Source organism: Mangrovimonas aestuarii (assembly GCF_028767185.1).
Taxonomy (GTDB): Bacteria; Bacteroidota; Bacteroidia; order Flavobacteriales; family Flavobacteriaceae; genus Mangrovimonas_B; species Mangrovimonas_B aestuarii.
Map to the genome: position 1 here is coordinate 1 of NZ_JARACK010000006.1, position 18,067 is coordinate 18,067.

At 35.2% G+C, this 18,067-nt stretch carries 17 protein-coding genes; 6 read left to right on the forward strand and 11 right to left on the reverse strand.

Going from position 1 to position 18,067, the window contains the following annotated elements:
• Nucleotides 1-716 precede the first annotated feature (716 nt).
• From PWU04_RS08675 to rpsF, 6 genes are all read right to left on the reverse strand, one after another.
• Nucleotides 717-851 (reverse strand): macro domain-containing protein, encoded by a 135-nt coding sequence (locus PWU04_RS08675; protein ID WP_274475661.1) that lies wholly within the window; start codon nt 849-851, stop codon nt 717-719.
• 102 nt (nt 852-953) lie between these two features.
• The gene (locus PWU04_RS08680; protein WP_274475662.1) at nt 954-1,421 is read right to left on the reverse strand and encodes a DUF6495 family protein; all 468 of its coding nucleotides are present in this window, start codon (nt 1,419-1,421) and stop codon (nt 954-956) included.
• A 76-nt stretch (nt 1,422-1,497) separates the two neighbouring features.
• Nucleotides 1,498-4,650, reverse strand: a complete 3,153-nt coding sequence (locus PWU04_RS08685; RefSeq protein WP_274475663.1) for a TonB-dependent receptor — start codon at nt 4,648-4,650, stop codon at nt 1,498-1,500.
• A 105-nt stretch (nt 4,651-4,755) separates the two neighbouring features.
• Nucleotides 4,756-5,208, reverse strand: coding sequence for a 50S ribosomal protein L9 (gene rplI / locus PWU04_RS08690; RefSeq protein WP_274475664.1), 453 nt, complete (start codon nt 5,206-5,208; stop codon nt 4,756-4,758).
• A gap of 13 nt (nt 5,209-5,221) precedes the next feature.
• Complete coding sequence (gene rpsR / locus PWU04_RS08695) at nt 5,222-5,518, reverse strand: 30S ribosomal protein S18 (RefSeq protein ID WP_274475665.1); 297 nt, start codon at nt 5,516-5,518, stop codon at nt 5,222-5,224.
• 2 nt (nt 5,519-5,520) lie between these two features.
• Nucleotides 5,521-5,859 carry a 30S ribosomal protein S6 gene (gene rpsF / locus PWU04_RS08700; protein ID WP_274475666.1) on the reverse strand — a complete coding sequence of 113 codons (339 nt, stop codon included), beginning with the start codon at nt 5,857-5,859 and terminating at the stop codon, nt 5,521-5,523.
• A gap of 210 nt (nt 5,860-6,069) precedes the next feature.
• On the opposite strand from rpsF, the gene PWU04_RS08705 reads away from it, so the two are divergent.
• Nucleotides 6,070-6,765, forward strand: coding sequence for a LytR/AlgR family response regulator transcription factor (locus PWU04_RS08705; protein WP_274475668.1), 696 nt, complete (start codon nt 6,070-6,072; stop codon nt 6,763-6,765).
• A gap of 5 nt (nt 6,766-6,770) precedes the next feature.
• Here PWU04_RS08705 and priA read toward each other — a convergent pair whose 3' ends face one another.
• The 3 genes from priA to nadC are packed head-to-tail and all read right to left on the reverse strand — an operon-like array spanning nt 6,771 to nt 11,009.
• Nucleotides 6,771-9,224, reverse strand: a complete 2,454-nt coding sequence (priA, locus tag PWU04_RS08710; protein ID WP_274475669.1) for a replication restart helicase PriA — start codon at nt 9,222-9,224, stop codon at nt 6,771-6,773.
• A 2-nt stretch (nt 9,225-9,226) separates the two neighbouring features.
• Nucleotides 9,227-10,150 (reverse strand): YihY/virulence factor BrkB family protein, encoded by a 924-nt coding sequence (locus PWU04_RS08715; RefSeq protein ID WP_274475671.1) that lies wholly within the window; start codon nt 10,148-10,150, stop codon nt 9,227-9,229.
• Between the two features lies 1 nt (nt 10,151).
• A complete protein-coding gene (gene nadC, locus PWU04_RS08720) occupies nt 10,152-11,009 on the reverse strand; it encodes a carboxylating nicotinate-nucleotide diphosphorylase (protein WP_274475673.1) in 858 nt (285 codons plus the stop codon).
• A 163-nt stretch (nt 11,010-11,172) separates the two neighbouring features.
• Here nadC and rlmH point away from each other — a divergent pair, with 163 nt between their 5' ends.
• From rlmH to PWU04_RS08740, 4 genes are all read left to right on the forward strand, one after another.
• The gene (gene rlmH / locus PWU04_RS08725) at nt 11,173-11,646 is read left to right on the forward strand and encodes a 23S rRNA (pseudouridine(1915)-N(3))-methyltransferase RlmH (RefSeq protein ID WP_274475674.1); all 474 of its coding nucleotides are present in this window, start codon (nt 11,173-11,175) and stop codon (nt 11,644-11,646) included.
• A 411-nt stretch (nt 11,647-12,057) separates the two neighbouring features.
• Nucleotides 12,058-12,633: a non-canonical purine NTP diphosphatase gene (locus tag PWU04_RS08730; RefSeq protein WP_274475676.1), complete on the forward strand. Its 576-nt coding sequence runs from the start codon at nt 12,058-12,060 to the stop codon at nt 12,631-12,633.
• Nucleotides 12,634-12,793: 160 nt separating this feature from the next.
• Entirely contained in the window at nt 12,794-14,533 is a 1,740-nt protein-coding gene (locus PWU04_RS08735; RefSeq protein ID WP_274475677.1) for a DEAD/DEAH box helicase, read from the forward strand.
• Between the two features lie 94 nt (nt 14,534-14,627).
• Nucleotides 14,628-15,404: a carboxypeptidase-like regulatory domain-containing protein gene (locus tag PWU04_RS08740; RefSeq protein WP_274475678.1), complete on the forward strand. Its 777-nt coding sequence runs from the start codon at nt 14,628-14,630 to the stop codon at nt 15,402-15,404.
• 24 nt (nt 15,405-15,428) lie between these two features.
• Here PWU04_RS08740 and PWU04_RS08745 read toward each other — a convergent pair whose 3' ends face one another.
• A complete protein-coding gene (locus PWU04_RS08745; protein ID WP_274475679.1) occupies nt 15,429-15,803 on the reverse strand; it encodes a VOC family protein in 375 nt (124 codons plus the stop codon).
• 859 nt (nt 15,804-16,662) lie between these two features.
• Between PWU04_RS08745 and PWU04_RS08755 the strand changes: the two genes are divergently transcribed.
• Complete coding sequence (locus PWU04_RS08755) at nt 16,663-17,334, forward strand: GNAT family N-acetyltransferase (RefSeq protein WP_274475680.1); 672 nt, start codon at nt 16,663-16,665, stop codon at nt 17,332-17,334.
• Nucleotides 17,335-17,360: 26 nt separating this feature from the next.
• Here the strand turns inward: PWU04_RS08755 and PWU04_RS08760 are convergent, their stop codons facing one another.
• Nucleotides 17,361-18,020 carry a TrmH family RNA methyltransferase gene (locus tag PWU04_RS08760; protein ID WP_274475681.1) on the reverse strand — a complete coding sequence of 220 codons (660 nt, stop codon included), beginning with the start codon at nt 18,018-18,020 and terminating at the stop codon, nt 17,361-17,363.
• Nucleotides 18,021-18,067 lie beyond the last annotated feature (47 nt).

Here is an 18,067-nt window from a genome sequence, read left to right on the forward strand (position 1 = left end):
TCCCAATCAATGAACGTCGCTTTTTCGCTGGGCGTGCCCCTCTCAAAGCGGCTGCAAATATAAGACCGTTAATCAACAAGGCAAGCTTTTCCTCTCCTTTTTTTGAAAGTATTTTTATTGGAGCTGATTTTAAGTAGTTTACAATAAATCATCTTTACTCCTTTTAAAAAGGATGCTTTAAAAAATAAAACTAACATTCAAAACCACATAAATGTGTATTCAAAAAAAAGAACCACAACTAAAATAGAACAAAACAGTAAATTGTTCTGATTTCAAGGTAGATATCAAGGATGGTAAATATAGTAAATTTTCATTAAACACTGAAAATCATCGGCTTATTTTTTATCATCTAAACGTTTTGAATAAATGATTGAAGTTTTAACCATCATAACAAACAAATACAACCTTTCCTATTATGGCAAAGCTATATTTTTAAATGGCATCCATGACCAACTCAGCCACTCTATCTTTTGGAAAAACACTTATACCAGATTTATATTCGGAAAAAAATAGTTTTTAAATTTTGCTCTTCAGCAAGCTTTAAGCTATTTAAAGAACAATTCTTAAGTTTTTCACCCTCTAAATCACCTTATTTATTAGTAACAAGCCCTAATGTAGTAATTACTTTTTTTTGCAAAAAGGTTTCCTGCATTGACAATAACCGCTTCACCTACTTCACATCCTATCTGTCCATTTTTGATAACAATACACTGTCTCTATATTTGTGCTACCCCTACCCTATGAATAGCTCCATCTATACCTCCCCCTCCTAACAAAAATGGATCTGCAGTATTTACTATTGCTTCGACATGCAAAGTGACAATACCCCCTCTAGGCAATTCGATTTCCATTGCATTATGTTTTAATTTAAAACAACTAACCATAAAACAGAAAAAGCCCCTATAACTTACCGAGGCTCCTTTCCTATTCTAATTTTAATATTCCTTGTTTCCTTAATTAATCAATTTATCGAAAAAACGAAATAGTTCACCTTTAGTAATCACCCCACCTTGCTGCACAAGTTTAAATTTATCCAAATTCTGATCCTTACCATAAGGCTTCTTAGCCTGAAGAAACTCCACAGCATCATTCATTAAATTCTGGCGAAGCCAACTATAACCTTCAGGAGTCGTCAAGTCTTTATCATTAGCTAATTTTATTGCAATAACATGCATTTCCTTTTCACCCAAATGGAACAAATGCATTTGTTTAGACGAAATATGCTCTACATAAGATGCCTGATTTAGCACTCCTTCCCAAACCAGGTCACTAAACACATCCAACTCTTGTTCTGCTACCTCTGGTTTATCTCGTTTAATTTCTGTCCATTCGTCAGCATTAATGGATTGTGTTGCTAAAAAATTTATAAACTCTTTATGCAATTCTTCAAACTGCTCTTTAGTCAATCGACTATATTTCATGGTTTCTTTTTTTACTTATAAAGGAAACAAAAGCGCCCCCATAATGAGAGCGCAAATTTAAGCATATTATGATATCCTAAAAAATGTATCGAAGACCAACTTGTAATTGCCATCTGGAAGCTAGACTGGAATCGTATCCAAAAGTTTTAGATAGGTCTTCATTAAAAGTATAGGTAGGTACATTATTTTCATCAACTGTTACACCTATTGGCTGTACATTGTTTGGTTGCTGCACTACTCCCCAATCAGAATTGATAAAGTTACCAATATTAAGCATATCCAAACTAAACTGAATAGTGTTGTATTTATCTCCAGATACTCTGAATTTAAAATCCTGAAGAAACTTCATATCCCAACGGCTTCTCCACGGTGCAAGTGCTCCATAACGCTCTGCATAATCTCCCCGACGATCACTCAAATAATCATCTTGATTAATGTAATCATTAAACGCTTCAGCTTGTCCTGGTCCAGAGAATTGCATTTGCTGTATTTCACTTTCTGTTGGAATATAAATCAAATCGTTCACGTTCGAACCATCATTATTGATATCTCCACCATAAGTATAATTAAACCTTCCCCCCTTTGCATATTCAAAGAAAAAAGAAATGGTAGAGGCCCAATTATCATCTTTACCATAGGTCCACTTCTTAGTTCCCACCCCAACAAAACGATGAGTATCTCCATATTTGGAATACCCAAGACGGTCGTAGTTAACATTGCCAAGCGCAGGGTTAAAAGCAAAAGCATCACCCGTTATCTCTGCTTCGATAGAATTAACATCTTTTGCATTAAGATAACTATAAGCCAAACTTGCATAAAGTCCATTATTAAAAGTTTGCTGACCCTTTAATACAAAATTCCAAATACGCCCTTTATCAGTATTGGTAAACACATAAGCATTATTTGTTCCTTTATCTTCTGACAAGTAAATTTCACGGTTGTCAACCCCCTCAAGCGTCCCTGTTGGATCTTTTAATCCCCAATTTTGAACTTGAGCTCCATTAATATCTTTGGTATAAGAAGCGTCGAAAGTAAGAATCAACCCCATATCAAATCTATGATCAACCCCCAAACTAGTACGCCACACTTGTGGCCACTTAAAATCTGGATCGGTAATCTGGAAAAAACCTTGATCAGCGCCACTTACTTGGTTCCCTATCCACACAAAAGGAAAACGCCCCGTAAATATACCAGTTCCACCTCTCACTTGAGTCACATTATCGTTATTAACATCCCAATTAACTCCTAAACGAGGCGATATCAACCAATCGTTTGTTGGTAATTTAGTTGAATTAAGAGTTACAGCGTCTCCCGTTTCAGGATCGTAATAGATTGTATTTGGGTCTACACTGGCACCGTTATCAGTATCGATATACTCTTGGATTTTTTCTGAAGTATCAAAATACAATGGTTTATCGGCCCTTAAACCAATAGTCAACTTAAGATTATCCTTTACGTTCCATTCGTCCTGAATATAAAATGCTAATTGACCAACATTGGTTTCAGATAATTTCCAGCCACCATCATTCCCTTCTCCAGCAGCATTTTGATTAGCAAAAACACTTTGAGCATACGCTATGTTTAGAGCTAAAACTCCATTTGGATTAGCTGCATCATCCAAAAATGTTTGAACATCTGGATAAGCATTAAAGGTACCATAATAAGCAGGAGCCCCAAAATTATCATAGTTGGCAAGATTAAATGAATTATCGAACATAAACTTTTCAAACGATGTCCCAACAGTAAAGGTGTGATCTCCTTTATAAAAATTCATATTATCTGTAAATTGAAATACTTTTTGATCTAGCCTATTATTTATTGAAAACGGCTCATGTCCTGCAATAATATAATTAGACCCATCCTTTTGAATACTAATTACAGGAGCTGGAGTTGAAAATGGATTTCTGAAGTCGTTAAAATGGGTATACCCAATCTGGAGTTTATTTGCCGCTTCATCAGACAAAGTTGAGTTTAACTCCAATTGAATTGACTGTATTTCATTATTAATTTGATAACCGGAATTCTGAAATTGCAACACCGAAGCACTTGGTCCACGAAATCCTAAAGCGGTTGGGTGAGCTGTATTATCCTTAGCTGCATCCAAGAAATTGTAAATAACAGCCAATCTGTTATTTTCATTGATATTCCAATCTATCTTAAAAATACCTTTCGTAGATTCAGTTTTAAACAAAAAACCTTCATAAGCCCCCGGGTTATAACCTAAACCTAACAAAGCATTTTGAACATCTATCAAATCCTGTTCATCTACCCTTGACTCATTAATAGCTCCTGTTCCTCTATTAGGTAGCCAACTTTGCCCCAAATCTTCCCTATCGTCTTTTTCAAAGTTTGCAAAAAAGAAGAGCTTATTTTTTATAATTGGCCCTCCAACACTCACACCAACCTGAGTTTGACTTAATTTAGGAACAAAAATATCTTCTCCCTTTACTTTATCTCCAGTCATATCCTGGTTTCTGTAAAAACCGTAAACTGTACCATAAAACTCGTTGGTACCGCTTTTTGTTACAGCATTCACTGAAGCACCTGTAAACCCTGATTGAGTTACATCATAAGGTGCGGTTGATACTTGGATTTGATCTATAGCATCCAATGAAATAGGCTGCGAATCGGTTTGCCCTCCAGGTGTTGCTGCATCGAGGCCAAACGGGTTATTGAAAATAGCCCCATCTAGCGAAAAATTGTTATACTGATCATTCCTTCCAGAAAATGAACCGTTACTAGCTGTTGGTTCTAAACGAGTAAAGTCGGCTGCCGATCTAGAAATTGTTGGCAATCGAGTGATTTCCCTTCGACCAACACTAGTTTCTGCTCCAGTTCTGTCACTTCCAAATGTGCCCGTACCACCTGTTCCTTGAATTACCACCGTTTCCAATTCGGCACTATCTATTACCATGGAAATATCAATATTTTTAGTAATTCCCAAAGAAAGGTAAACATCGTCGTAGATCTGTTCCTTATACCCAACATAACTAATGGTTATGGTATACGGTCCGCCAACGCGAAGGTTAAGAAGATTAAAGCGGCCATCGAAGTTCGTAGCTGCACCATACTTAGTCCCTGTAGGGTTGTGTATAGCCAAAACGTTTGCACCTGGCAAGGGTACTGAATTTTCATCCAATACCAACCCTTTAATGTTTGATGTTGTAACCTGAGAAAAAGCAGTAAAAACAGTAAAAAACAGCAAACAAGCGAAGAAAATTGTTTTCATGTGACTGACAAATAATTAGTTAGCGTTTAGTTATTGTAAATAAATATACACAAAAAAAAACTGCCCTTTCGGACAGTTTTATTTTTTTTTACGCTAACTAACTGATTAGTCGGCCTGTGGAATTACTTCAAAAGGAAGTTCTACAGACACTTCACGGTGTAAACGGATGATTGCCGTGTACTTCCCTAAGCGCTTAACATTACCTCCAATCACATTTATGAATTTCTTATCAATGCTGTGACCAGCTTGGCTTAAAGCCTCTGTTACGTCAATGTTGTTTACAGATCCAAACAACTTGTCACCAGCACCAACTTTAGAAGCAATTTTAATTTCCAATGCTTTTAAGGCATCAGCAATGTTGTTAGCATCCTCAACAATTTTCTTTTCTTTAAAAGCTCTTTGCTTCAAATTCTCTGCTAATACTTTTTTAGCAGAAGAAGTAGCTAAAATAGCATGTCCTTGTGGAATTAAAAAGTTTCTACCATAACCGTTCTTAACTGTTACAATATCGTCTTTAAATCCTAAGTTTTCAACGTCTTGTTTTAATATAAGTTCCATAGTTATGATATTTTTATTTTAACAAATCAGCCACATAAGGCATTAAAGCTAAGTGACGAGCTCTCTTAATAGCTACAGACACTTTTCTCTGGTACTTTAATGAAGTTCCCGTTAAGCGTCTTGGTAAAATTTTACCTTGCTCGTTTACAAACTTCAATAAGAAATCAGGATCTTTGTAATCTACATATTTGATTCCTGATTTTTTGAAACGACAGTACTTTTTAGTCTTGTTTGTTTCTATGTTAAGCGGAGTTAAGTATCTAATTTCTCCGTCTTTCTTTCCTTTAGCTTGTTGTTCGATAGATGACATAATTACGCTTTTTGTTTGTTTCTATTTCTTCTCTTTTCAGCCCAAGCAATAGCATGCTTATCCAAGCTTACCGTAAGGTAACGCATAAAACGCTCATCACGTCTAAACTCAAGCTCCAATTGACCAATTACTTCACCTGGTACAGTGAATTCGAATAAATGGTAAAAACCACTCTTTTTGTTTTGGATTGGGTAAGCCAATTTTTTAAGCCCCCAATCTTCCTTAGATATCATCGTGGCACCGTTAGAAACAAGGAAGTCTTCGTACTTCTGTACTGTTTCCTTTATCTGCGTCTCAGATAAAACGGGATTTAAGATGAAAACAGTTTCATAATGATTCATAAAAACTAAATTTTATTTGTTAAAAATGGCTGCAAAAGTAACTATTTAATTTGTATATTGCAACACAATCCCGATAATCTTCTCTAAAAGAAACAAATTTATAGCTAATATTAGTGAAATGTTAAATTTCACACTTTACCGATGAAACATTGGATTTTAACTGTTTTTTTTGTAATATTATCGATATCTTAACCGAATAAATTGAACGTTATGACTTTAAATTGTGTAGTAGTTGATGATTCAGCGATTCAGCGTTTGTCAATAGTGAAACTGATAGAAAACCATCCCTCCCTTAATTTAATAGCAGAATACAATAGCGCACTCGAAACAAAAAATGGTTTAAACACACACAAAGTAGACCTTATTTTTTTGGACATTGAAATGCCTGTTCTTAACGGTTTTGAACTTTTGGATGTGTTAAACAACAAACCTCAAATAATTTTTGTGACGGGAAAAACAGAATATGCTTTTAAGGCATTTAATTACGATGCTACCGACTACCTGCACAAACCAATCACAAGGGAGCGTTTTAATGTTGCAGTGGAAAAAGCTATAGAATACCACAAACTGAAAAACGATTTTAAGGAAGCTGAAGGAGAGCACATTTTTGTAAAGAGTAACCTTAAAAAACGTAAGGTTTACATTAAAGATATTAAGTGGATTGAAGCCCTCGGAGATTATGTAAAGCTGGTTACCGAAGATGCTAGTCTTGTAGTTCTTTCTACAATGAAAGCCTTTGAAAAGGAACTACCGGAGAATATGTTTTTGCGCATCCATAAATCCTACATTGTAAATTTAGATAAAATTGATCGTTTTAACAGCAAGAATGTTGAAGTTGGATCATTTGAAATTCCATTGAGCCGCAATAAGAAAGTACAACTGGTTGAAGCTTTAAATAATATGTAAGCTATTTAATAACTATCTACATTTATAATAACTTTCACCGGTTTAAAGTCTTTAACACTCTCAAAGCTATTGTTAACCTTAACAATAGCTTCTTTTGTTTTTGCAAGTGATTGTTTTGGGTGAATTTTTATCAAGATGTAACGATGGTACTGATTCCGTATTCTTGATACTGGCGGCTCTACAGGACCTAAAATTCCTGCTTTAAAGATTTGACGCAAGGATTTTGCCATCCATTCTGATGCTGTATTCACCCTATTATAATCACGATGCCTCAAGGTTATCTTTACCAATCTATAGATAGGTGGGTATTTAAAATGAAAACGCTCTTCCATTTGTTCTTTATACATCTCACCATAAGCATTCGTTGAAACCTGCTGTAATATATTATGGTAGGGATTGTAAGTTTGCACTATTACCTTTCCTCTAGCATGAGCTCGCCCTGCCCTACCCGAAACCTGCTGCAGCATTTGAAAACTGCGCTCATGGGCTCGAAAATCAGGGAAATTTAAGAGGTTATCAGCATTCATTATACCTACCAGTTTCACGTTACCAAAATCAAGCCCTTTGGTTAACATTTGGGTTCCTACCAAAATATCAACTTCCCCTTGTTCAAAAGAAGAGATAATTTTATCATAACTATATTTTCCTCTAGTGGTATCGAAATCCATTCGAGCCACTTTCTTTTCTGGAAACAGTTCTTTTACCTCCTCCTGAATCTGTTCTGTTCCAAAACCTTTTGTATCCAAAGTTGAACAGCCACAGGCATCACACTTAGGTCTTAGAATAATGGTATAACTACAATAATGACAACGCAGTTGCTGTCTGTGCTGGTGATAGGTTAAACTGACATCACAATTAGGGCACTGAGGCGCATGACCACAGGTCTGACACTCAACTACCGGTGAAAAACCCCTTCTATTCTGAAACAGAATCACCTGAAACCCCTCTCCTAAAGCTTCCTGCATCTCTTCGATTAATCGGTCACTAAAATGACCAACCATTCGTTTTCGCTTGTACTTATCCTTTATATCTACCAGCTCTATATCTGGCATCAATACATCATTATAACGTCTGGTTATTTCTACTAAACCATACTTTCCTGAAGTTGCATTATGGTAACTTTCTAAACTTGGCGTAGCAGACCCCAAAAGTATTTTAGCCTGTTGCATTTTAGAAAGTACAATAGCGGCATCTCTAGCGTGATATCTCGGTGCAGGGTCAAACTGTTTAAATGAGTGCTCATGCTCCTCATCTACAATAACCAACCCTAAATTGGTGAATGGTAAGAATAAAGCCGATCGAGCTCCAAGAATAACTTTGGCTTTACCTTTCTTCTCTAACACATTATTCCAAACTTCAATACGTTCATGGGCTGAATATTTAGAATGAAATACGGATACCTGTCCTCCAAAATAGGCTTGCAGCCTATTAATAAGTTGGGTTGTCAAAGCTATTTCAGGCAACAAATACAAGACTTGCTTACCTTTATCCAAAACCTCTGCAATTAACTTCACGTAAACCTCTGTTTTTCCAGATGACGTTACTCCATGCAATAAACATACATCTTGCTTATCGAAACAGTCTTTTATTTCCTCAAATGCTTTTTGCTGATACTCGCTAAGTTCTGTATCCTTCTTTTCATTATCTCCTAAAAAGTTGACCCTATCTGTTCTGATAAAATATTCCTCAAGAATACCTTTATCTATCAAGGATTTTATAATTGCTGAAGAAGCTTTGCTTACCTCATGAAGGTCTTTTACAGAAACTGGCTTTTTTGTTTTTGCTTCAAGCATAAACAAGTGCATCACTACATCGCGCTGCTTATGGGCGCGTCCTAACTCATCCAGTAGAGCATTTAAGTTGTCTTGAGTATTATACGCTTCATTCAAACGAACATTACGAACCAATTTTGGCTTGTATTTTTCGTATACCTCCTCCTGAACCTCTACTGCTTCTCTTTCCAACAATCTTTTAATTACAGGCAATACACTTTTTTTATCAAGTATATCCATAACATCCTGTATTCTTAATGAGGATTGATGTTGTAAAGCATCCCAAACCATAAATTCATCGTCTTTCATTTCGATTTCATTCAATTGGGTATCTGTACGCCTGTTTATTATGGTTTCACTTTCCAACAAAAAGGCATTAGGCAAGGCTGCACGCATAACATCTCCAAGCGCACACATATAGTAACTTGCTATCCATTCCCAAAACTTTAACTGATCAGGGACAACAATTGGACTCTCATCAAGTATCTGATGAATTTCCTTAGCCTCATATACTAGCGGCGGATTATTATGGATCTTGAATACCAAAGCTGTATAAATTTTACTCTTTCCAAAAGGAACAGCTACACGCATTCCAGGCTTTAGAAAACCAGCTTCAGCTTCAGTAATTCTGTAAGAGAAACACTTTTCTACTGGTATGGGCAGAATGACATCTATAAAGTGTGGCATTACTAAAAACTTTTTCTCAATTGATTTAAAGATGCATTCAATTCGTAACCCAACAAAAGAATATTGGCATTTAGCCAAAGGTAAAACATCAATATTAAAAGTGCTCCAATAGAACCATAAAGTTCATTATAACTGGAAAAATTATCGATATAAACACCAAATAGGTAAGATGATAAAATAATCAGTAAAGTAGTAAACAACGCTCCAACCGAAAAGAAACGTGAAGACTTACCTTCTCTAGTTCCAAAATAATAAAGCGTTGCAGTAGCCAAATAAACCATGATGACAAAAAACATATACTTGGCCAACACCAATCCTGTCTGGCTATCTTCTTCTCGTAAGCCAAACTCGTTCAAATTACCCAATACATAGATTTCAAAATAACCGAATACAGCAACTGTAACTATTAACAAAAAAGCCAAAATTAACGCTACTCCGAATGCGTAGAGGTATTGTTTGATAACATTTCTGGTTAATTGTGTATGGTAAGAATTTTCAAAACCAGAAAACACTGCATTTACACCATTGGCCATTAAAATCATTGATAGCATAAAAACCGTAGAAAGCATTCCTGCACTTTGGGTGTCTATATTTTCAAAAATATTTGTGAAAAAGAAATCGGAAGTACTCGGCGGTAAAAATGATTCCAAAAAAGCCTGAAACTCCCCTTCAAACCCGTCAATGGGGACATAAGGAATTACAATAAGAATGAAAAGCAAAAAGGGAAAAATAGCCATAAAAAAACTAAAAGCTATTGCTCCAGCCCTTGAAGTCAATGCCCCCTTTACAATTCCTGTAACATATAATTCTAAAAGATCGTATAGCGAAAGACCTTCCAAACCTGGCAGTTTAATACGCTTTAAAAAACTAACCAACAGATTTATTACAGGAATAGACCTTAGTTTGTCCTCTATAGGCTTTGTCATATTAAACCGCTTTCAAACTCAGGTCCATATTATGAACAGAATGAGTTAAAGCTCCTGAAGATATATAATTTACACCACACTCGGCATATTTTCTAAGAGTATGCTCATTGATACCTCCTGAAGATTCAGTTAAGCACTTATCTCCAATCATTTTCACAGCTGTTCTAGTATCTTCGTAATTAAAATTATCAATAAGAATACGATACACACCATCACTCATCAGAATCTCTTCTACCTCACTCAAATCACGAGCCTCTACGATTATTTTAAGATTCTTTCCTGTTTCCATAAGGTAAGCTTGGGTTTTTTCTATGGCCTTTGTAATTCCTCCCGCAAAATCAATATGATTGTCCTTTAGCATGATCATATCGTACAAAGCAAACCTATGGTTCTCTCCTCCTCCAATTTTTACTGCCCATTTTTCCAACGCTCGTATTCCCGGTGTTGTTTTTCTAGTATCCAATATTTTGGTTTGGGTGCCGTCTAATAAATCAACATAACTTTTTGTTTTGGTTGCAATAGCACTCATTCGCTGCATAGCATTAAGTACCAAACGCTCTGCTTTGAGTATAGATTGCGAAGCACCATGTACATAAAACACGATATCCCCTTCCTTAACAAAGCTACCATCTTCAATATGCACGTCAATGATCATTTCCGGATCAATATAAGCAAATACCTGCTTAGCAAATTCTACTCCTGCAATTATACCTTTATCCTTAACTAATAACTTAGCCTTTCCTTGAGCTGTTTTAGGTATGCAAGCTAATGAACTGTGATCTCCGTCTCCTACATCTTCTCTAATGGCGTTTGCTATTATAAGTTCAATTTCCTTATCGAACTGTACTTTGCTAATCATGCTTAAAATATTGTGGTTTCTACTGCTAAAATAGTAATTGCCCTCAAACAAAAACAGAATTTAATATACAAATTCATATAGTTTCTCAAGCATGAAACTCAAAACTTTCACACCAATTAAACCCTCCTTTTAACACAAACCTCAAAAAATGTAACTTTGCTCCATGACAATAAAACTCATTGCAATCGGTAAAACCGACAACAAACAACTACTACAACTTATTGACGAATACAAAAAGCGTTTAGGTTTTTATGTGAAGTTTGATTTTGAAATTATTCCGGATATTAAAAACACTAAAAAGTTGACAACATCACAACAAAAACAAAAAGAGGGTGAATTGATACTGAGCAAAGTTAATTCTTCCGATGCAATGATACTATTGGATGAAGGTGGTAAACAATTCGATTCCGTTGCGTTTGCTAACTACCTACAAAAACACATGAACTCTGGCCTCAAACAACTGGTTTTTGTAATTGGGGGACCTTATGGGTTTTCAGAGGAAGTCTACCAAAAGGCAAAAGGAAAGCTCTCATTATCCAAAATGACATTTTCTCACCAAATGGTTCGACTATTTTTTATTGAACAGCTATACAGAGGCTTTACAATTCTAAGAAATGAACCGTATCATCATAATTAAAAAAAATTTCAAAACTTTAAACCTCATAAAATTTAAAACTTAGATTTTGCATCCTAACAATTAATTCTATTAAGGACAAAACCAATTTATAAATTAAAAGGATAAGAAAAAGGGTTAGAGTTCCCAACGACAAATTCACCAGACTTCTTTTCATGATCGTACACTTTAGATTAACATCTAACTCTAATCGATCATAGGAAGTAACTAATCTTCATCAATATTTGGTCGAGAATTGAATCATAAATTTACGAATACCACCATTGAAATACAAGTAAAAAACAATAAAACAAACATTTATGAAATCAGGCAATACTTTTAAATTTATAAGTTATACTATTTTTCAATGATTAATTTTGCAGATGCAAGGATTGATTACTCATTTATACAGTCCCTTAAATAAAACTTTTGTCTATGAAAATTGTTTTCGCCACAAATAACCAAAATAAAGTAAAGGAAGTTCAAGCACTAATGCCCGACAGTATAACTCTTTTAAGTTTAAAAGACATTAATTGTACAGAAGATGTTCCCGAAACTCAAGATACTATTGAAGGAAATGCCATTCAAAAAGTAGAATACATAAAACTAAACTATGGCTACGACTGTTTTGCTGACGATACTGGACTAGAAGTTAATTCCTTAAACGGTGCCCCTGGAGTGTATTCTGCTCGTTATGCAGGCGAACAGAAAAACGCCAATGACAACATGAACAAGTTGTTAACTGAACTTTCTGGAAAAGCAGATAGGTCTGCTCAGTTTAAAACTGTAATTGCCTTACATTTAAATGATAAACTACACACCTTTACTGGAATTTGCTTAGGATCTATTACAAAAGAAAAGTGTGGTGCACAAGGATTTGGTTACGATCCTGTTTTTATGCCTGAAGGTTTCAAAACCACTTTTGCCGAGATGGAATTAGCAGAAAAAAATGCCATAGGCCATCGTGGAAAAGCGGTATCCCAGTTGGTTGAATTCTTAAACAAAGCTTAATACTTATACCAATTTAGCGACTGTTAATAAAAAAACATTACCTTTGCGCCTTTAAATTCCTCAGGGTGAGGATGTGTTACTAGGAAGTTTAAGGTTTAAGTATGTCGATTCACTTCTATGTCGCACTTACATAATTCAATCGAATACTTATAAACTTTAAATGAATACATTTCAAGAATTGGGTCTTGACCAAGACCTGCTACAAGCTATTACCGATTTAGGTTTTGAAACTCCAAGTGAAGTTCAACAAAAAGCAATCCCTATTTTATTAGAACAAGGAACTGATCTAGTAGCACTTGCGCAAACCGGAACAGGAAAGACAGCTGCTTTCGGGTTTCCAATGCTTCAAAACATTGATGTAAACAGTAGAACAACACAAGGCTTGATTTTATCGCCTACACGCGAACTTTGTTTACAAATTGCCAATGAACTTAAACTTTACGGAAAATACTACAACGGACTAAACGTTACTGCTATTTACGGAGGAGCCAGCATTACCGATCAAGCTAAACAAGTTAAAAAAGGAGCCCAGATTATTGTTGCTACCCCTGGTCGTATGAAAGATATGATTGGCCGTAGAATGGTAGACATTTCCAAAATCGAATATTGTGTACTGGACGAAGCAGATGAAATGCTTAACATGGGATTTTACGAGGATATCACTTCAATCCTATCACATACACCGCAGGATAAAAATACTTGGTTATTCTCTGCTACAATGCCTAAAGAGGTAGCTAGCATCGCTAAGGAATTTATGCACCAGCCTACCGAAGTTACTGTAGGTACTAAAAATGAAGGGAGTAAAAATGTTTCGCACGAATATTATTTGGTAAATGCTAGAGATAGATATCAAGCGTTAAAGCGTTTGGCTGATGCTAACCCAGACATTTTCTCTGTTGTGTTTTGTAGAACAAAACGTGACACCCAAAAAGTAGCAGAGCAACTTATTGAAGATGGCTACAGTGCTGGTGCTCTTCACGGGGATTTAAGTCAAAACCAACGTGATTTGGTTATGAAGTCATTTAGAAACAATCAAATTCAAATGTTGGTAGCGACAGATGTTGCTGCTCGTGGAATTGATGTAGACGACATTACACACGTAATAAACTATCAGCTTCCAGACGAAGTTGAAACCTATACACACCGTAGTGGACGTACAGGGCGTGCTGGAAAAACAGGAACTTCTATGGTTATTGTTTCCAAAAGTGAAGTTCGTAAAATCAAACAGGTTGAACGAATAATTAAAAAACAATTTGAGAAAAAGGACATCCCTGGAGGTATTGAAATTTGTGAGGTACAATTAATGTCTTTGGCTAACAAAATCCACAATACGGAAGTTAACCATGAAATCGATAAGTACTTAGAAAACATCAATGAACTATTTGAAGATACTACCAAGGAAGAATTAATCAAGAAGTTCTTCTCTGTAGAGTTCACACGTTTCTTCAACTACTACCAAAAATCTAAAGATTTAAACGTAGAAGCAAAAAGCAGTAGTCCTCGCGACAGTGAGTCCAATGAGAATTCTACTCGTTTCTTCATCAATGTTGGTAAGAAGGATGGTTATACCTGGATGGACCTTAAGGACTTTTTGCGTGAATCTTTAGAATTAGGCAAAGATGATGTGTTTAAAGTTGATGTCAAGGAAAGCTTTTCATTCTTTAATACAGATACTACAAATCTACCTAAAGTATTGGAATTCTTTACTGATTTCAAGTACAATGGACGTTATGTAAACGTAGAAATATCTGAAGAAACAGCACGCAAAAAAGGACGTGGAGGACGAAATGGAAAACGTCGCGATGGTGGCCGTGATAGCGGAAAACGCAGAGCTAGCGAAAACCGCTCTAATCGCCGTAATGCCGGGGGTTCATCAAGACCTCGACGTTCTCGTCGCTAGATTAAACCTTTTTGTTAATAATTAGTCAAAATAAAACAAAACTCGCATTTATTGTGAGTTTTGTTTCTTACTTTTAGACCAGAATTATTTAACAATGAAATACCACCTGCTCCTTATCACCCTACTTTTCTCTGCTGTACTTGCTCACGCTCAAGATATTAGTACTGTAAAAGGAGTTGTTATAAATTCGGCAGATTCAAAACCATTAGAAAGCGTAAATATTGTTAACCTTAATCAAGTAAAAGGAACCACAACTGATTCTGATGGAAACTTTGAGATTATTGCTCAAGCTAACGATACATTGCACTTTTCTTACTTAGGTTTTAAGTCCGTTAAAGTTAGGGTTACTAACGATTGGATAAAATATGGTAGTTCTACTGTTGAGCTTACAGAACTAGCATTAGCTCTTGAAGAAGTTGTAGTAAACCAACTTAATTTAACTGGGTATTTAGAAGTTGATATCAAACAAGTAGTAATCAACACCAATCCTCGCTATAGTATTTCAGGTCTCCCTAATACCGGCTATGAAGCTGGGGACAGCCGTTCGGCAAGTAATATTAATAAAGTTTTGGGGTCCATATTCAATCCTGCAGATTTATTGCACAACATTTTTGGAAAAAAACCCAATGAAATGCGAAAGCTTAAAAAAATGAAAGAGGATGATGAAATACGGAATTTATTGGCCTCTCGTTTTGATCGTGAAATGCTTATGGTACTCTTACAAGTAGACAAAGTAGATCTTGATGAAATGGTGCGTCAATGTAATTACTCTAGCGAGTTCATTCAAAATGCAAACGATTTACAGGTACTTGATGCCATAAGTGAATGTTACGAAGAATACAAGGTTTTACGCCGTGGGCGTGATAAATAAAAAAGACGCTTTTAAGCGCCTTTTTTATTGTCGTGAATGTAAGGCTATACGGTTTCCTTCACTATCAATAAAAGCGGCCATGTAACCATGTTCTGGTGAAATTTGCGTTTTAGCTTGATAAATCTTACCCCCAGCAGCTTCTACTCTATCAAGTTCATTTTGTACATCATCACTCATAAAATATACTAAGGTTCCTTCCTGACTAGGAACATAGGTATCTTGTTTTATTAAAGTTCCCTGTGCCCCAGGAACTTCTCCTCTATCCGGAAACCACCCCATAAGCATGCCTCCAAAATCGTGAATGGAAATCTCTACTTTAAAAACAGTTTCGTAAAAAGACTTGGCTCTATCCATATCTTCTACAGGTATTTCAAACCAACCTACCATGTTATTTGACATTTATTTAATTTTTTAAGATTAATTATCGCTCTAAAATATCCTTTAAACTTTCTAGTCCCACTTCAAAATCCTTACCAACAGCTTTATCCATATACATAAAAAGCATAAAAATATTAAATGGAAATTTATTTCTTCCTTTAAATCCCCAAGTGACTTTTTTTTGTCATTGCTTAATTCATCAACTTTATAAGCATCGCTTGTAGATTCCCATGGTTTAAAAAAACGTAATTTGGTCTCTATTGTTTTATTTTATATAATAATTTTATCTCTTGCTCTCCAGAACCTACTTGTTTATTTCTTAACCATTTAGATAAAAAACCTAATGTCCCATTGGTTCCAGTAAACATTCATTTTAATTCTGGATGTTTGATTTTCCAAGGCGACCATTTATCTTGATTTTATATACTTGAGGTAATTGAACACATCTGACAAAGGTTTATTGATTTCAACAGCTCTTGATATTTCGAAATTATTAGGAGCAATCGAGGTAAGTAAAATGAAAATAGCCATTAAAATGTAAAGAAAAATCATAATCTATGTTAAAGGTTTATTATGAATAAGTAAAACTGTTCGACCATTTGGTCTATGCAAATACCTTAATAGCATTATCTAATAGTGCTCCTATACAAGATTACATATTTGCAGCTTTATTAACAAAACTTAATATATAAAATTCCTATATAGTTTAACTATATCAACACCAAATCTTATCACAGAAAAAAACTATCATTATTCGTTGAAAAACAACGTTTTGAAGCTTTTTCCTTTCGCTTTTTTACATGAATACCTACAATTTATGGGTAGAGTTTTTGTAATTTTAATTATCTGTTTTATAAACATTTAAACAACTATCACCAATATGAACAAGTCAATTTCGAATTCATTATTATGGGTAAATTCTGTATCGAATTTAATTAAAGATGGTGAGTTTAAACAACTCTTTAACGGGTTAACCAAACGCCTTTATTCGAACACCCAATCCTTTGGCTTAAAAAGGGACTTAGAAATTCCTTTTGAAGCTCCAAAAGCAAACATTCAGCTAAAGATACGTCCTGCAAATAATTCTGATATGGAAGCTTTTAGGAAATTTCACACCGAAGATCGTTTATTATCAACTGATATCCCACAATGTTATGTTGCCACCACAAGCAGCAATGAGGTTTGTTACAGACAATGGCTTATGGGATCTAAACAAAATGACAAAATAAGATATTGTTTCGGAAAGACTTTCCCGAAATTAAAACCCGATGAAGCCCTTCTTGAAGGAGCTTTTACCTTACCAAATTATAGAGGAAAGAAAATTATGCCAGAAGCTATGGCTCGTATAGCCGAAAAAGGAAATGAGTTAGGGGTAAAATATATTGTAACCTTTGTAAACATAAACAACATTCCTTCATTAAAAGGCTGTAAACGCTCTGGGTTTAACCCATATGTTGTGAGAAACGAAAGGTTCTTTTTGTTCTTTAAGTCAACTTCATTTTCAACTATCCCAAAAAGACTTAAAGCACTATACGAACAGTATACATCCTGATGAAAGGGTCATAAACATTAATTACCTTAATTAAATTTGTTACTATATCTGATTAAAACGTCGTCATAACTTTTAATGGATTTCTTTATCCAGTCAAAAGTTTTTTCCAGTTTTTCCTCTTCTGTAAGTGACCAATTCACTTCTGTTTCCCTCAACTCTGCACTGACATGCTGTAAGATAATTGCTGCAGAAACCGAAATGTTCAAGCTTTCAGTAAACCCATACATTGGAATTTTCAAATAACAATCGGCTTGATCTATCACAGTTTTTGACAGTCCATCGCGTTCACTGCCAAAAAAGAAGCAACTCTTTTTGGTTACATCAAAATGGTGCAATTCACAATCGTTTGTATGAGGTGTTGTTGCTACTATTTGATAACCTTTTGCTCGCATTGTATCTATGCAGTCCTTAGCTGAATTATATCGATGTACATCTACCCATTTTTGGGCACCCATAGCAATTTCCCTATCAATTCGTTTGGTGTTTCTAGCTTCGACAACATGAACGTCCTGAACACCAAAAACATCACAACTACGAATAACCGCACTGGTATTATGTAGTTGATAAACATCTTCGACGGCAACAGTAAAATGTCTGGTTCGTTGTTCCAAAACTTCTTTAAAACGTTGATTTCTACTTTCTGTAATAAACCCTTCCAAATATTCTAACAATGCCTTATCTACCATTTGATGCTGTCTTTAATACCAGTTTCCGAAAATATAAAAATTATAGG

Coding starts and splice junctions, on each gene's coding strand:
- PWU04_RS08705 (WP_274475668.1), top strand. CDS start 6,070: ATGACTTTAAATTGTGTAGTAGTTGATGATTCAGCGATTCAGCGTTTG.
- rpsF (WP_274475666.1), bottom strand. CDS start 5,859: ATGAATCATTATGAAACTGTTTTCATCTTAAATCCCGTTTTATCTGAG.
- PWU04_RS08740 (WP_274475678.1), top strand. CDS start 14,628: ATGAAATACCACCTGCTCCTTATCACCCTACTTTTCTCTGCTGTACTT.
- rpsR (WP_274475665.1), bottom strand. CDS start 5,518: ATGTCATCTATCGAACAACAAGCTAAAGGAAAGAAAGACGGAGAAATT.
- PWU04_RS08680 (WP_274475662.1), bottom strand. CDS start 1,421: ATGAAATATAGTCGATTGACTAAAGAGCAGTTTGAAGAATTGCATAAA.
- rlmH (WP_274475674.1), top strand. CDS start 11,173: ATGACAATAAAACTCATTGCAATCGGTAAAACCGACAACAAACAACTA.
- priA (WP_274475669.1), bottom strand. CDS start 9,224: ATGCCACACTTTATAGATGTCATTCTGCCCATACCAGTAGAAAAGTGT.
- rplI (WP_274475664.1), bottom strand. CDS start 5,208: ATGGAACTTATATTAAAACAAGACGTTGAAAACTTAGGATTTAAAGAC.
- PWU04_RS08760 (WP_274475681.1), bottom strand. CDS start 18,020: ATGGTAGATAAGGCATTGTTAGAATATTTGGAAGGGTTTATTACAGAA.
- PWU04_RS08685 (WP_274475663.1), bottom strand. CDS start 4,650: ATGAAAACAATTTTCTTCGCTTGTTTGCTGTTTTTTACTGTTTTTACT.
- PWU04_RS08715 (WP_274475671.1), bottom strand. CDS start 10,150: ATGACAAAGCCTATAGAGGACAAACTAAGGTCTATTCCTGTAATAAAT.
- PWU04_RS08730 (WP_274475676.1), top strand. CDS start 12,058: ATGAAAATTGTTTTCGCCACAAATAACCAAAATAAAGTAAAGGAAGTT.
- PWU04_RS08735 (WP_274475677.1), top strand. CDS start 12,794: ATGAATACATTTCAAGAATTGGGTCTTGACCAAGACCTGCTACAAGCT.
- nadC (WP_274475673.1), bottom strand. CDS start 11,009: ATGATTAGCAAAGTACAGTTCGATAAGGAAATTGAACTTATAATAGCA.
- PWU04_RS08755 (WP_274475680.1), top strand. CDS start 16,663: ATGAACAAGTCAATTTCGAATTCATTATTATGGGTAAATTCTGTATCG.
- PWU04_RS08675 (WP_274475661.1), bottom strand. CDS start 851: ATGGAAATCGAATTGCCTAGAGGGGGTATTGTCACTTTGCATGTCGAA.
- PWU04_RS08745 (WP_274475679.1), bottom strand. CDS start 15,803: ATGTCAAATAACATGGTAGGTTGGTTTGAAATACCTGTAGAAGATATG.